Here is a 14,133-nt window from a genome sequence, read left to right on the forward strand (position 1 = left end):
TGGCGAACCCTGTGCTCTCGCGGCTCAGGGCGTCCTGTCGGCGATCTCCAGCACCGCGGCGGTGAGGAAGCCGACGCCGATGTCGAGCGATTCCTCCTCGACGTCGAAGGTGCTGGTGTGGTGGCCGCCGGGGTGGCTGGTGCCGACGCCGACGTAGGCGGCGTAGCCGCCGTTGTCCTGCACCGCCTGCATCATGTACGTCGCGTCCTCGCTGCCGCCGATCTCGTCGCGTTCGACGACGTTCGTCACACCCTCCACGTCGCCCGCAATCTCGGCGATGGGCCCGACGAGTTCCTCGTCGCTCGTCGCAGAGGGCGCTCGGCCGAGCGTCTCGATGTCGACGTCGACCTCGTGCATCTCGGCGGCCGACTGGATGACACGCTGTGCCTTCTCGTCCATGTACTCCATCAGTTCCGTCGTGCCGCCGCGCACCTCGCCCTCGATGAACGTCTCCTCGGGAATGATGTTCGTCGCGGTCCCACCGCCGACGATGCCGGCGTTGACCCGGGTCGGCCCGTCGGCGTGACGGGGGATGCCGTAGAGGTTCTGGATGGCCGCCGCGGCCGCCTGCACCGTGTTCTTCCCCTGTTCGGGGTGGCCGCCGGCGTGGGACGGTTCGCCGTCGAACTCGGCGAGGAAGTGCGAGACGGCGAGGAAGCCGTCGATGCCGGCGATCACCTCGCCGGTCGGGTGGTCGAGGCCGACGTGCGCGGCGAGGAAGTACTCCACGTCCGCGATGAGGTCGGACTCGGCCATCGGTTCGCCGCCGACGATCTGTTCTTCGCCGGGTTGGAAGAACACCTTCAGCGTCCCCTCGAAGTCGGAGGCGAGTATCTCGTCGATCAGACCGAGGCCGAAGGTGGCGTGGGCGTCGTGGCCGCAGGCGTGCATGTACCCCTCGTTCTCGGAGCGGAAGCCCTCGCCCGCGGGTGCGTGGTCGCCCTCGTCGGCTTCGAGGATCGGGAGTGCGTCGATGTCGACGCGGACGCCGATAGTTGGGCCGTCACCGCGTTCGAGGACGGCGACTGCGCCGGTGTAGCCGCCCTCGATCCGGTCGAGAACGTCCTCGCGTGCGCCCGCCTCGCGTGCCCGCTCGAACCACTCTGCGAGTTCGTCGTCGTCGGGCACGTTCATCCGCTCGGACCCAAGGATCTCTGGGCCGTAGTGGACGGCGCTCAGATCGCGCTTCTCGAGTTCGTCGACGATCCGTGCGGTGGTGTAGAACTCACACCACGCCGGTTCGGGGTGGCGGTGGAGGTCGCGACGGAACGCCGACAGGTCGTCGTGAGCGACGGTCTGGCTCATACTCGGGAGTGTGCGTGGGTCGGGATAAACCCGGGCCTCCCGGCACGCGACGGGCGGACACGCCCCAGCGGGCTTACTCCTCGCCGTCGTCCTCGTACCGTACGGTCAACACGGGCTGGTTCGCGCTTCGGACCACACGCTCGGTGACGGATCCGAGGAGGTAGCGATCGAGGCCGCGGCGTCCGTGTGTCCCCATCACGATCAGATCGACGTCGTTCTCGTCGGCGTACTCGATGATGCTGCTGAACGCTCTGCCGGAGACGACCGACTCGACCACCGGCAACTCGCGGTCGTCGGCGGCTTCCCTGATCGCTGCGACGGCGCCTTCGCCCTCGCGCTCCAACGCGGCGGCGACGATGTCGGTGCCGGCCTCGACGGCGCTGTAGGCGGTCGCGTCGACGACGTACAGCGCGTGGATCGTCGCGTCGAACTGGTCGGCCAGCGCCACGGCGTGGTCGACCGCGGCGGCGGCGGCGGGGCTTCCGTCCGTCGGGACGAGGATGCGTTCGTACATACTCCGTGACAGTACGCTCGCCACCGATAAAAACGGGCGTCCCGCCAGCGGCAGTCGTGGTCGAGTTCGGTCTCGTGGCTCGCGTTCGCGTCTCAGGCCGCGTCGTTGGCGCGGACGGCGTCCTCACAGACGCGGAGGGCGTCGTATCGCTCCTCTTCGCTGTCGATGTGGACGGTCTCGACGACCTCCCACGCCCCACCGAGGAAGTCCAGCCCCTTCACCCACGAGTCGGTCGCGAGCAGCAGTCCCTCCGCGCCGTCTGCGGCGGCGTTTCGGTCGGCAGTCTCGGAGTCGGTGTCGCTGTCGACGGCGACCGCCAGTTCGACCGAGTCGGCGCGGTTCAGCGCGGCAACCTCGCCGTCGGTGAGCGGACGGCCCGGCAGCGATGCGACGAGTGACATACCCGTCTTGCGGACCCGCCGCGAAAGAGGGTGTCGTATCGCGCCGATGGGCCGAGTTCGGTACCGAACCCGAAGACATACTACTTCGGCGGGGACACGCCCGAGTATGTCCGACGGCGACGGTGACGGCGGCGTGCGCGCGGTGCGGGTCGACCGTACCGTCCTCGCGGTGGCCGCCGTCGTCGCACTCGCACTCCTCGCTCGATTCGTCCTCCTCGGCGCGCGCCCGTTCCACTGGGACGAGGGGCGCGTCGGCTACTGGACGCTCCGGTATCTCGACACCGGCGTCTACGAGTACCGCCCCGTCGCGGGCGGCCCGCTGGTGTACCTCCTGAATCGCTGGGTGTTCGCCCTCGTCGGCGCGTCCGACGCTACCGCACGCGCCGTCGTCGCTCTCGCGGGTGGTCTCCTCCCGGCGGCCGCACTCCTGTTCCGCGGGACGCTCCGTGACGACGAGACGGTGGCGCTGGCGGCGTTGCTCGCGGGGTCGCCGCTACTGGTGTACTACTCGCGGTTCCTCCGCGGCGACGTGCTGGCGGCGGCGTTCGGCCTCGTCGTTATCGGGTCGGTTGTGTACGCCCGCGACACCGGCGCCCGCTGGCCGCTGTACCTCGCGGCCGGCGCGTTCGCGCTGGCACTCGGGTCCTCCGGGTTCGCCGTGATCTACCTCCCACTCTGGCTGGTCGCAGGAGCACTCGTCGTCGACGAGGCACGCGTACAGGGCGTCCCCGCGGCCGCAACCGCCCGCCTCGCCCGCGCTACGGCGTGGGGCCGCGCGAACGCGACGCCGCTCGCACGGGCGCTGTTCGTCTTCCTCGGCGTCGCCCTGTTCGTGTTCGCGCCCCGCGGCGGCAGCGTCGGCCCCGGCCTGTGGAGTCCGACGACGCTCCCCGCGGTCGTCGAGTTCGCGTTCGTCGAGGTGCCCGAACGGTTCGTCGGTCTGCGTGTGTTCGACCGTGTCTCCCCGCCGGTGCAGGGCAACGCCTTCCTCCCGGCCGTCTCCGGGTACGTTCGAACGTTGGTGATGACTGCGTGGCCGGCGGTCGTGTTCGGCCTCGTCGGATTCCTCCACGAGCGGTATCGCTCGGACGCTCGCGGCGTCGTCGCGTTCGGCGCGTACGCCGCCGTTTTCGGCCTGCTCGCGTTCCCCATCGCGTCGATGGGCGTCGAACCGTGGACGGCCGTCCACGTCGTGCCACTCCTCGCACTTCCCGGTGCCGTCGGCCTCGCGTGGGTCGCACGTGGCCTCCGGTCGCGGGCACGCGCGAGTGACCCGGCGTTGCTCGCGGCCGTCCTCCTCGTCTCCGGCGCCGCCGTCGCAGGGTACGGTGCGACGGCCGCCGGTGTGTACGCGACACCCGAGGCGGACGACGAGTTCGCCCAGTTCGCCCAGTCCTCCGAGAACATCGACCCGATGCTCGCGGCCGCCGAGGCCGCGATGGAGGGGAACGACGGCGTCGACGTGGCGTACGTCGGCGGGGAGTTGTACGTCGGCCAGGAGTACTCGCTCCCGCCCATCGCCAGCGCGGACACCGAGGCGTGGGGGGCACGGCTGCCGCTCCAGTGGTACTTCGAGCGGATGGACGCCGAGGTGACGAGCGTCCGGTCGGCGAGTCGGTTCGGCGGCGACGCCCCGCCCGTGGTCGTCACGACGCCCGACCGCCGCGTGTCGGTGAACACCAATCTCGACGGCTACCACCAGTTCGACGTGAACCTCGGCACGTGGGACCGGCGAGTTGTCGTGTTCGTCGAGCAGTAACGAGCGCCGTCGCTGACGGAGCAAGTCGGCGTGAAAATGAAGCCGCGAAGCCGTGGAAGTCAGCCCGTGCGTCGGCGTGCGTTCAGCGGAAGCCCATCGCTTCGATCTGTTCTTGATACCGATTGCGGATGGTGACTTCCGTCACCTGTGCGACGTCTGCGACCTCGCGTTGGGTCTTCTTCTCGTTGCACAGCAGCGAGGCGGCGTAGATAGCGGCGGCCGCGAACCCGGTGGGTGACTTGCCAGAGAGGAGACCCTGTTCGGCGGAGACGTCGATGATCTCGGTCGCTTTCGCCTGCGTCTCCTCGCTGAGGTTGAGCGCGGAGGCGAAGCGGGGGACGAACTGCTTGGGGTCGACCGGCTTGAGTTCGAGACCGAGTTCCTGGGAGATGTAGCGGTAGGTCCGACCGATCTCTTTCTGTTCGACACGCGAGACCTCGGCGACCTCGTCGAGGGAGCGGGGGATGCCCTCCTGTCGGCAGGCGGCGTACAGCGCCGCCGTCGCGACGCCCTCGATGGAGCGCCCGCGGATGAGGTCCTCTTTCAGCGCGCGGCGATAGATGACGGAGGCGACCTCCCGTACCGAGCGGGGAACGCCCAGCGCGGAGGCCATCCGGTCGATCTCAGACAGCGCGAACTGGAGGTTACGCTCGCCGGCGTCTTTCGTCCGAATCCGCTCTTGCCACTTGCGGAGGCGGTGCATCTGCGACCGCTTCTCCGAGGAGAGACTGCGCCCGTAGGCGTCTTTGTCCTTCCAGTCGATGGTCGTCGTCAGCCCTTTGTCGTGCATCGTCTCGGTGACGGGCGCGCCGACGCGCGACTTCGACTGCCGTTCGGAGTGGTTGAACGCCCGCCACTCCGGCCCGCGGTCGATCTGACGCTCGTCGAGGACCAAGCCGCAGTCGTCACACACCAACTCCCCCTGGTCGGCGTCCATAACGACGTTGTCGCTGGAACACTCCGGGCACGAGAGTGTCTCGTCCGACTGTTTCTCCGACTCACCGGTCTCTCGCTGTCGCTGTCGGCTCGGACCTTCCATTATAAGTTTTCTGTCGCGGCTCGTATTTAAATGTTTGGGTGGGGCGTGGAGAGAATTCGGCTGCAGGGCCACGCCCAGGCACGCTTTTCGGGTCGGAATCGGGTTGTTCGAGAACCGACAGTCATATCCCGGATGGTTTCTCCGATATTCCGGTCTGTTCGGCACAGAGACACCTTCGCGCCGCCGGATTGCGTGTGTCTGACTATCGGTATCGATCGGTGTGGAATAACTATGGCTCATTCACAAACGCTTTTGTATTACCGGCTGTACGTGTGATGTATGAGCACGCAGTCGCCCACCAACGTCCGGCAGGCCGTCGCCACGGCCGAACCGGTAGACGCCGAACCGGTCACCATCGACGCGGCCGCCCTGGAGTCGACGGCACCGGGCGACCTCCGCGACCTCCGTGCGGCGTTGGCTGAGGAGGGGTACGTCCCCGCCGGCCTGCGCGTCAGTGCCGACTTCTCGACGGACTGCTCCATCGAGACCCAGCGTGAGGCCGACCGCCTTCGGTCGCTCGTGCGCGCGGCGACCCACCTCGGTGCTGGTGAGTTGGTCGTCGAGACTGGCGACGTGACGGACGCCTCGAAAGTTGACCCCGCGCTGTCGGCGCTGTCGGAACGCGCCGAACGTGAGGGCGTCGCGGTGACTATCCACGGCGACCTCGACCGCTGAGACGTGTCGAGTCGTCGCGCGCTAGAAGGCGAGTTAGCGGTCGTCGCCGGCTTCTCTGACCCGAGCGCCAGTCTCGAACAGTACCCGACGCCGGCAGATGTGGCCGCGCACGTCGTCCACCTCGCGGACCTGCGCGACGACGTCGCGGGAAAAACGGTGCTCGATTTGGGCACGGGAACCGGAATGTTCGCGCTCGGTGCGGCGTTGCGCGGCGCACGCCGCGTCGTCGGCGTCGAACTCGACCGAGGAGCGCTCACGGTCGCTCGCGAGAACGAACGCCGTGTCGGCGCGCGCACTGACGTCCACTGGGTCGCGGGCGACGCGACGCGCCCGCCAGTCTCACGCGACCGCCTCACCGCCGACGGCCCGGTGACGGTGCTGATGAATCCACCGTTCGGCGCACAGACGGGGAACGAACACGCTGACCGCGCATTTCTCGAAACCGCGGCGTCGCTGGCGGACGTCTCCTACTCTGTCCACAACGCCGGCAGCCGCGAGTTCGTCGAGGCGTTCGCCGCCGACGAGGGTGGCGCGGTGACCGACGCGTTCGCCGCGACGCTCACCGTCGACCGAACCTTCGACCACCAGACCAGCGAGTCCGCCGACCTCGACGCCGAAGTGTTCCGGATCGAGTGGGAACGAGACCACTGACGGCGACCGTCTGTCTCCGACCGCTCACTGCCCGCCGTAGCGCTCTTTCGTCGCCACCCGCACTCGCGTCGCGGTCGCGTTCCCGGTCGACGTGTTGCCCTCGCCGGCGAGTGCGTAGATGGCTCTCCCGTCACGCTCGAACTGGAGGCCGTTCGCCGCGACGGTCTCGTTTTCGGTCGGGAGCGCCGTTCGGACGCTCGCGTTGTCCCCCTCGACGAGCAACTCGAAGCCGCGGTCGGTAGGGACGACGGAGACGACCCGGCCCTCGATTCGTGGCTCCGCGCGGGAGGCGTTCGAGACGAACGCCACTCGCGAGTCGTTGTCGTGGCTGAGCGTCACGCGGTAAGCCGGGCCGTCGCCGCCGACGGTGGTCCACCCCTGGCGACGGACGGTGACGACCTCGCGCCAGCCGACGCCGCCGAGGACGACTTGCTGGCGTCCGGCGAAGGCGAGTCGCCCCTTCGAAACGGCGGTCGTCCACACGCCGCGCTCGGGGTTGCGGACGACGACGCCGGAGGTGTTCACCGTCGTCGACTCGCCGAATGCCTCGAACTCGACGACCGACACCATCCCGTTCTCCACTCCTTCGGCGTACGTCACGCTGTACCCGTGCACCTCGATGGGGTCGCCCGGAAGCGGGTCGTCGTTGACGGCGGTGAAGTTGACGTACAGTGCGGGCCCAGTCAACATCGCGAGGACGACCAACAGCGCCGCGACGGAGCCACGACGCGGTGTGAGCGAGCGGAGCGCCTCACTGATCGACTCCGCTGGCGGCGCGTCGCGGCCGACCGCGAGGGCGGCGACGAGGACAGCCGCAACCGCCACTAGCGCGAGGCCGATGCCACGGTACAGCACGTACGTCCCGCCGCCGCGGAACCAGTAGACGGCCCACAGTGACTGTTCGACACCGACGAGCAGCGCCCCGATGGCGAGTCGACGCGGCGGGGGCAGGTCGTCGCCGCGGGCGGCCGCGAGCCACGCGGCCGCGAGAATCCCAAGAAGGAGGCCCAGCGCGTGCCCCTGGATGGCAATGTCGGCCCACCACGGCGTGACGAACGCCGGGCGGCCGCTCGCCTCGACGACCGGACTCGACAGCGCCCGGTACGTCGTCGAGACGACGCCGGCCGCCGACAGGGCGACGACGGTGCCGAGCGGGTAGTACAGCAGCGCCGCGCCCGCGAACGCAAAGACGACGCCGGAGAATCCGATGACGGGGCCGAGTGCGAACGCTCCCGAGAGGAGGCCGACGGCGACCGCTGCCGCCGGGAACAGCACGAACGCACGGACGTACGGGTTTTCGCGGTACGACCCGAACGAGGAACTCCCGCGGCGTCGGGGGTAGTGGCCCACGGCGTACTCGACGAGGGGCGCGAGCGCGAGCGTGCCGAACAGGTTACCCAACAGGTGGCCCGGGCCGGCGTGGGCGAACGGCGAAACGACGACGCCCAGCGGGGCGAGATACGACCACGCGCGAAACGGGATGACGACCGGCGCATACCAGTGGCTCCAGCCGCCCTGCACGAACAGGTACACCGCGAGGACGAACGCAGCGACGGTGAGCGTTCCCCAGGGGACGCCCAGCACGAATCGACGGCGGAGGGTCGGACCACGATCGGAGCCGGCCAGTCGCTCTAGCGCGACCGTCACCGCCACCGCGAGGACCGCCGCGACGACGACCGCCGCGCGGGAGACGAGCGCGAGGTCGGGGTTCACAGCAGGGGTCGGCGCCCGCGCCACTTCACCGTGCCGCTCGGGTCCGTCATCAGATCACAGCGTCCGCAGGTCGGTCTGTGGCGGCACGACCCACTCGGTGCCCGCCTCGGTGACGCGCACCATCTCCTCTTGCCCAACGTACCCCCACTCGGTGGCGACGCCCAACTCCATCGTGTATACCTCGCCGACGGCAACCTCGTGGCGTGGCGCGTCGCCGTAGCGGTCCCACTCGGGGCCCAGCAGCGTCCCGCCGTCGTGGGCCGCCCGTCCGACCTGGTGGCCGAACGCGTGTTCGAAGGCGGGCCATCCGCGGTCGGTGAGTTCAGCGCGGGCGGCGGCATCCACCTCGTGGCCGACCGCACCCGCCTCTAGCACGTCGTGCCCGGCGTCGATGGCCGCCCGCACGTCGCGGAACGCCTCGCGGAGGCCGTCGCTGACCTCGCCGCGGACCCACAGCCGCTGGATGTCGGAGGCGTAGCCGTCGCGTCTGATGCCGAAGTCGACGTGGAGGAGTTCGCCCTCGTCGACGGTGTGGTCGGCGGGGAGAGTGTGACCTACCTCGCGGTCGCCCATGTGGACCGTCGGGCAGTAGTCCCACGACCACGCCGAGTCGAGGCCGCGGTCGGTCATCCGTTCGTGGAGGAAGTCGGCGAACTCGCGTTCGGTCGTCTCGGGCGTCCACGTCGCGACGGCGGTCTGGAGGAGTTCTTCCGTCTCCTCGGCGGCGCGGCGCACGCGCTCGTACTCCGTCTCCGACTTCACGCCGCGGAGCCGTCGGATCAGTTCGCTCGCGCTGGTGAACTCGCGGTCGGGCAGATAGTCGTGCAGTTGCAGGAATAGGCCGTGTGAGAGGCCGTCGGCGACCACGTCGTCGCGGTCGTAGTTCAGCGCCACCCGCTCGGCGTCCAGTCCGACAAGAACGTTGCGGAGGGGGTCAGCGATGGACTCATCGTACGCGTGGACCTCGTGGACGCCCATTTCGCGGGCGGTCGGCGCGTCGTGACGACCGAGGACGACCGCCGACGACTCGGGACCGACGATGACCGCCGTGGGCCACACCACGTCGAACCCGAGGAGATACGGGAAACACGGCTCCGGGCTCACGTCCGTCTCGCGGCCGACCGACAGCCACGCGTCGGCGTCGTCGCTCTCGGCCACCGCCTCCCGTGCGGCCGCGACCTTCTCCTCGACGACCGCGGTATCGACACCCTCGACCTCGCCTGCGTCGCTCATTGTCGGGCCGACACGGTGACGGGTGTTAGTCGTTTCCCGAGGGCACTCGGTTCAGTCGTCCCGCTCCAGTTCGTCCATAATCGGCCGCACCTTCGGCTGAAGTTCGTCCCACTCGTCGTCGGGGTCGGAGTCGCCGACGATGCCGTTGCCGGCAAACAGCGTCGCCTCGCGGCCGCCGGCGACGCCCGAGCGAATGCCGACCGCGAACTCGCCGTCACCGTCGGCGTCGAACCAGCCGACGGGCGAGGCGTACCACCCACGGTCGAACGTCTCCGTCTCGCGGATGGTCGACAGCGCGACGTCTAACGGCAGGCCACCCACCGCGGGCGTCGGGTGGAGCGCCTCGACGAGTTCGAGGACGTGTGTGTCGGCGTCGAGGACGGCGTTGATCGGCGTCTGGAGGTGCTGGATGTTGGTGAGTTTGCGGACGCCCTGTTCGCCCTCGCCGACGGTGCCGAACGCGTCCAGTTGCTCACAGATGGTATCGACGACGACCCCCTGTTCGTGCTGGAGTTTTTCCGACTCCAACAGCGACCGGGCGTACTCGTCGTCTTCCTCGTGGGTGTCGCCGCGGGGCATCGATCCCGCCAGCGCCTCCGTCTGGACGACTTCACCCTCGCGGCGGACCAGTCGCTCCGGCGGCGGCCCGAAGAAGCCGTCGCCGTCCGTCGGTTGGATCAGAAAGCGGTAGCACTCGGGGTACGTGCGTCGGAGGCGACCCAGCGTGTCCGGAATGTCGATAGGGTCGACGAGGTCGACGTGCAGCGCCGTCGCCATCACCGCCTTGCGGAGGCCACCGTCGCGGATGCGATCGATGACGCTGGCGACCTGTGCGGTCCACGTCTCGCGGTCGACGACCCACTCGGTGTCGGCCACGCCCGGTTTCTCCCCGCGGGGACGCATCATCGGCAGCGACTCCAAGCGCTCGCGTGCCGCCGCCAGCGACGACTCGGCACCCTCGGCGTCGGCGTCCGGGGCGTAGCGATTGACGGTGAGGTAGGTGCGTTCGTCGGCGCGCGTCAGTTGCACGGCCGGGAGCGTGAACGACGCGCCGGGGAAGCCGGTCCACACGTCGCTTGCGTCGTGGTCGGGGTCGAACGCGAGGCCGCCGAACACGCGTGGCCGCGTCGCTTCGGGGCCTTCGTGGTCGACGGCCGAGAACAGCGTGTCGGCGTCCGTTCGAAGCCGTTCGAAGCGGTCGGGGCCGTCCGCGACGAGTCGCGCCGCAGCACCGCCGCCGGCGACTTCGAGGCCCTCGGGCGTCGCCCAGTGGACGCGATGTCGGTCGCCGGCCGCCAGGAACGACCCGAACGAGACGTCGGGCACCTCGCAACTCCTACTCACGAGCGCCGCGTCGGTGTCGGGGCGCACCGCCGCCCGCGCCTCGCCGTCCGGCGGATTCATTACCGCGTGTTGGGCCGGGTCGCTCTTTACCCCGTTGGTTCTGGAAGTTCGCGTCCGGCCGCCTCGTCTAACTGTACCGCTCCTCGTTCCACGGGTTCGCCGTGTCGGAGTAGCCGCGCTTCTCCCAGTAGCCGCGCTCGGGTTCGGTGAGGAACTCCACGCCGGTCACCCACTTCGCCCCCTTGTAGGCGTACTTGTGGGGCGTGACGACGCGAAGCGGGCCGCCGTGGTCGGCGGGCAGGCGCTCGCCGTCGTAGTCGTACGCGAACAGCACCTCCTCACGGTCACACTCCGACAGCGGTAGGTCCGTCGTGTAGCCGTCGAGGGCGTGGAACATCACCCACTCGGCGTCGTCGTGGACGCCCGCCATCTCTGCGAGCGTCGGGAAGGTGACGCCGGTGAACTCACAGTCGAACTTCGACCACCCGGTGACGCAGTGGAAGTCCTGGCGTTGCGTCTCCGACGGCAACTCCCGGAACTCGTCGTAGTCGAACGTCACCTGGTCGTCGACGGCACCCCACACCTCGAACGCCCAGTCGTCGGGGTTCCAGTCGGGCGTCCCCGACTTCGAGAGGACGGGAAACCGCTCGGTCTCTCGCTGCCCCGGCGGGAGTCGTTCGTCGGAGAACTCCTCGTAGAGGTCCGTGTAGTCTGCGACCTCGCTGCTCATGGTCGATGATTTCGGCGGGCTCACCTGAGGCTGTCGGCTTCGGAGGAACGGACCGACCCGACTGGTTCCGCTTTTGAGAAGAATTTTTCTGGTAACCATCAGTTAATGAAACGAGAGGCGATTTCGGATTCCCATGACGCGAATCTACCCCCGTAGATTTTAAATACTGCCTCCGTCAACCCCCGCGTAGATGCCGAAAGTCGAGATCACGGTCCCGGAGCACCTCGAGATGCAGATCGCCCAGATGGTCGAACAGGGGGAGTTCGTCAACCGCGAGGAGGCGATCGAGGAGTTGATCTCAACCGGGATGAAAGCGTACAAGACGAGTGGACCGCAGGACAGCGAGACGGACCCCGGATTCGAGGACGACGGAATGATGGGGCACGAAGACGAGTACGTCTTCTGATCCCTCGGCGACCGTTCTGCACTGATTTGGGGTCGCTCCAAATCGCCCTCCGTTCGCTGTGCGACCGATTCGCGAACAACGCTTAACTCGGAGAGTAGCCAATCGGTCGCTATGCACAAGGACGAACTCCTCGAACTCCACGAGCAGATGGTCACCATCATGGAGCATTTCGCCGCACGCGAGGAGGTCCCCGACGACCTCTTCGAACCGTACCACGAACTCGGCGTCGACCCCTCCCACGTCCACAAGTCCAAGAGCGAGCACAAACACGCGGTGTTCGTCCTCGGCAACGCGCTGGCGACCGCGATGTCCGAAGACGAGTTCTCGAACGCGGGTCGCGTCGGCAAGCGGATGGAAGAACTCGCCGACGACGCCGAGTCGAAGCTCTGATGCCGGCCGTTCGCGGCGACGGCTCCGCGCCCGTGAGCGACGCTGCTCTGCTTTTGGCCGACGGCGGCGTCTCCCTGGCCGACCGCCCGGCGGAGTCGCTCGTCGCCGCGCCGGAGGGCGCTCGCCGTCTTCGCCGCGCCCGACGGCTCGCACACCTCCTCGACGATTCGATCAATGTTCCGCTCGTCCCCTACCGCATCGGGTTCGACGCACTCGCGGGACTCGTCCCCGTCGTTGGCGACGCACTCGGGTCGCTCGTCGGGTTGCTCGTCGTCTGGGAGGCGTTCCGACTGGGTGCGCGCAAACGCACGCTCGCGCGGATGCTCCTGTACGTCGCCGTCGACTTCCTCGTGGGCACGGTTCCGCTCGTCGGCGACATCCTCGACGCGACGATGAAACTCAACCTCCGCAACGTCCACGCGCTGGAACGCGACCTAGCACGACGCGGCTGAACGTCACGGTCGACGCGTCCGCTTACCCCTGCCACTCCTCGAACTCGCGGTAGACGCCCTTCGAGAGGTAGCGCTCGCTGGAGTCACAGAACACCGTGACGACGGTGTCGTGGGGGGCGTCCACGTCGCCGTCGCGAATCTCCTCGGCCACCTCGATGGCCGCCAGCGAGTTGGCGGCGGCGCTGGAGGCGACCAACTGCCCCTCCTCGCGGGCGAGGCGGGCCATCTCCTCGTGGATGGCGCGGTCGGAGAACGTCTTGAGGTCGTCCAGTTTCTCCGGGTCGACGAGTTCGTTGGTCGAGACGTCGTGGGTTCCGATGCCCTCGGTCTTGTACTCGCCCTCCTCAGCGTGCCCGCCGAACAGGTCCTCGTACGTCGACCCTTCTGGCTGGACGCCGACGATCCGAGCGTCCGAGCCCTGTTCGCGGGCGTAGTCGGCCATCCCCATTAGCGTCCCACCGGTCCCCATCCCGGCGACGATGGCGCCCACCTCGCCGTCGAGGGCGTCGAACACCTCGGGCGCGGTCGTCGCGTAGTGCGACTCCGCGTTCAGCGGGTTCTGGAACTGTTGGGGGACGACCGCGTCGTCGAGTTCCGACGCGAGTTCGTGTGCGCGGTCAATAGCGCCGCCCATCCCGTCCTCGCTGGGCGTGTTCACCACCTCCGCGCCGAGCGCACGCATCAACTGCTGTTTCTCGACGCTGAATCGCTCGGGCACGACGAACACCGCGTTCACGTTGAGTTGCCCCGCCGCGACAGCGAAGCCGATGCCCGTGTTGCCCGCCGTCGGTTCGATGACGGTGCCGCCGGGGGAGATGGTTCCATCCTCCAGCATCCGTTCGAGCATGTACTTCCCGATGCGGTCTTTCACCGACGCGCCGGGGTTGAACGTCTCCAACTTCGCGTACACCGGCACGTCGTCGGGCGAAGCGTGGACGCGGACGAGCGGCGTCTCCCCGACCGTCTCCAGCACGGAGTCGAGGGGTTCGCGGTGAGTGGTCATACGCTGGCAACGATTGCCGAAGAACACGTATCTTTCTATCGTGTGTGAGCGCCGCGGGCGACGATGCGTCGTCGACGGTCTGCGGACACCAGGCCGTACGGCGGTCCCGGAGCACCGCGGCAGCGAACGACCGGTTCAGGCCGCGTCCGACGCGCTAGAGGTGTCCGTCGTGTCGGACTCGCTCTCGGCGTCGGTGTCGACAGTCGCCTCCTCCAGGTCGACGGCGTCGGTCACGGCGTCGACGTCGATGCCCTCGGCGTCCGCCAGCGCCTCGACGAGCGCACGCTGTTCGGCTAGTTCGCGTTCGAGCGATTCGACGCGCGTCTCCGTGCTCTCGACGGAGCCTCTCACCGCCTCCACCTGCTCACGGACCTCGTTGACCTTCGCGTACAGTTTCTCCGCCATATCGGCGACCGTCTGGAGTTTCTTCGCCGTGCTTCCGAGTCCCATATCGAGCCACAGTCGCTCGCGGTTCCTGTGCGTTGCGGTCCGGCGTGCGTTGCCCGGGGATTTACCCG

General features: G+C 68.5%; 16 protein-coding genes. 6 read left to right on the forward strand and 10 right to left on the reverse strand.

The annotated features are described in order from the left end of the window. Positions 1-24: 24 nt before the first annotated feature. The 3 genes from P0D77_RS06285 to P0D77_RS06295 form a co-directional block, all read right to left on the reverse strand. Positions 25-1,305 (reverse strand): amidohydrolase, encoded by a 1,281-nt coding sequence (locus tag P0D77_RS06285; RefSeq protein ID WP_277555406.1) that lies wholly within the window; start codon positions 1,303-1,305, stop codon positions 25-27. Positions 1,306-1,378: 73 nt separating this feature from the next. Further along, positions 1,379-1,819 (reverse strand): universal stress protein, encoded by a 441-nt coding sequence (locus P0D77_RS06290; protein ID WP_277555407.1) that lies wholly within the window; start codon positions 1,817-1,819, stop codon positions 1,379-1,381. A gap of 92 nt (positions 1,820-1,911) precedes the next feature. After that, positions 1,912-2,220, reverse strand: a complete 309-nt coding sequence (locus P0D77_RS06295; protein ID WP_277555408.1) for a DUF7964 domain-containing protein — start codon at positions 2,218-2,220, stop codon at positions 1,912-1,914. A gap of 106 nt (positions 2,221-2,326) precedes the next feature. Here P0D77_RS06295 and P0D77_RS06300 point away from each other — a divergent pair, with 106 nt between their 5' ends. After that, positions 2,327-3,979 carry a flippase activity-associated protein Agl23 gene (locus P0D77_RS06300; protein ID WP_277555409.1) on the forward strand — a complete coding sequence of 551 codons (1,653 nt, stop codon included), beginning with the start codon at positions 2,327-2,329 and terminating at the stop codon, positions 3,977-3,979. An 82-nt stretch (positions 3,980-4,061) separates the two neighbouring features. Here P0D77_RS06300 and P0D77_RS06305 read toward each other — a convergent pair whose 3' ends face one another. Further along, on the reverse strand, positions 4,062-5,018 hold the full coding sequence (locus tag P0D77_RS06305; RefSeq protein WP_277555411.1) for a transcription initiation factor IIB: 957 nt from the start codon (positions 5,016-5,018) through the stop codon (positions 4,062-4,064). Positions 5,019-5,297: 279 nt separating this feature from the next. Between P0D77_RS06305 and P0D77_RS06310 the strand changes: the two genes are divergently transcribed. Beyond that, positions 5,298-5,693, forward strand: coding sequence for a DUF7961 family protein (locus tag P0D77_RS06310; protein ID WP_277555413.1), 396 nt, complete (start codon positions 5,298-5,300; stop codon positions 5,691-5,693). A 3-nt stretch (positions 5,694-5,696) separates the two neighbouring features. Further along, positions 5,697-6,344 (forward strand): METTL5 family protein, encoded by a 648-nt coding sequence (locus P0D77_RS06315; RefSeq protein WP_277555414.1) that lies wholly within the window; start codon positions 5,697-5,699, stop codon positions 6,342-6,344. A gap of 24 nt (positions 6,345-6,368) precedes the next feature. Here P0D77_RS06315 and P0D77_RS06320 read toward each other — a convergent pair whose 3' ends face one another. The 4 genes from P0D77_RS06320 to P0D77_RS06335 all read right to left on the reverse strand — a co-directional run bounded on the left by P0D77_RS06320 (position 6,369) and on the right by P0D77_RS06335 (position 11,364). After that, complete coding sequence (locus tag P0D77_RS06320; protein WP_277555415.1) at positions 6,369-8,057, reverse strand: rhomboid family intramembrane serine protease; 1,689 nt, start codon at positions 8,055-8,057, stop codon at positions 6,369-6,371. A gap of 54 nt (positions 8,058-8,111) precedes the next feature. Further along, positions 8,112-9,290, reverse strand: a complete 1,179-nt coding sequence (locus P0D77_RS06325) for a M24 family metallopeptidase (protein ID WP_277555417.1) — start codon at positions 9,288-9,290, stop codon at positions 8,112-8,114. A gap of 51 nt (positions 9,291-9,341) precedes the next feature. Further along, on the reverse strand, positions 9,342-10,694 hold the full coding sequence (locus P0D77_RS06330) for an isochorismate synthase (RefSeq protein ID WP_277555418.1): 1,353 nt from the start codon (positions 10,692-10,694) through the stop codon (positions 9,342-9,344). Between the two features lie 67 nt (positions 10,695-10,761). Beyond that, entirely contained in the window at positions 10,762-11,364 is a 603-nt protein-coding gene (locus P0D77_RS06335; RefSeq protein WP_277555419.1) for a sulfite oxidase-like oxidoreductase, read from the reverse strand. A 190-nt stretch (positions 11,365-11,554) separates the two neighbouring features. Here P0D77_RS06335 and P0D77_RS06340 point away from each other — a divergent pair, with 190 nt between their 5' ends. The 3 genes from P0D77_RS06340 to P0D77_RS06350 all read left to right on the forward strand — a co-directional run bounded on the left by P0D77_RS06340 (position 11,555) and on the right by P0D77_RS06350 (position 12,612). Beyond that, entirely contained in the window at positions 11,555-11,770 is a 216-nt protein-coding gene (locus P0D77_RS06340) for a ribbon-helix-helix domain-containing protein (protein ID WP_277555420.1), read from the forward strand. Positions 11,771-11,881: 111 nt separating this feature from the next. Then, complete coding sequence (locus tag P0D77_RS06345) at positions 11,882-12,160, forward strand: UPF0058 family protein (RefSeq protein ID WP_277555421.1); 279 nt, start codon at positions 11,882-11,884, stop codon at positions 12,158-12,160. Further along, on the forward strand, positions 12,160-12,612 hold the full coding sequence (locus P0D77_RS06350; protein WP_277555422.1) for a DUF4112 domain-containing protein: 453 nt from the start codon (positions 12,160-12,162) through the stop codon (positions 12,610-12,612). Before P0D77_RS06345 ends, P0D77_RS06350 begins: the two co-directional genes overlap by 1 nt. 22 nt (positions 12,613-12,634) lie before the next feature. On the opposite strand, the gene P0D77_RS06355 is transcribed toward P0D77_RS06350, so the two are convergent. Together P0D77_RS06355 and P0D77_RS06360 are read right to left on the reverse strand one after the other, a co-directional pair. After that, positions 12,635-13,615, reverse strand: coding sequence for a PLP-dependent cysteine synthase family protein (locus P0D77_RS06355; protein WP_277555423.1), 981 nt, complete (start codon positions 13,613-13,615; stop codon positions 12,635-12,637). Positions 13,616-13,750: 135 nt separating this feature from the next. Further along, a complete protein-coding gene (locus tag P0D77_RS06360) occupies positions 13,751-14,065 on the reverse strand; it encodes a DUF5798 family protein (RefSeq protein WP_277555424.1) in 315 nt (104 codons plus the stop codon). Positions 14,066-14,133: the final 68 nt, after the last annotated feature.

The sequence above is a fragment of the Halobaculum limi genome, assembly GCF_029490015.1.
Taxonomy (GTDB): Archaea; Halobacteriota; Halobacteria; order Halobacteriales; family Haloferacaceae; genus Halobaculum; species Halobaculum limi.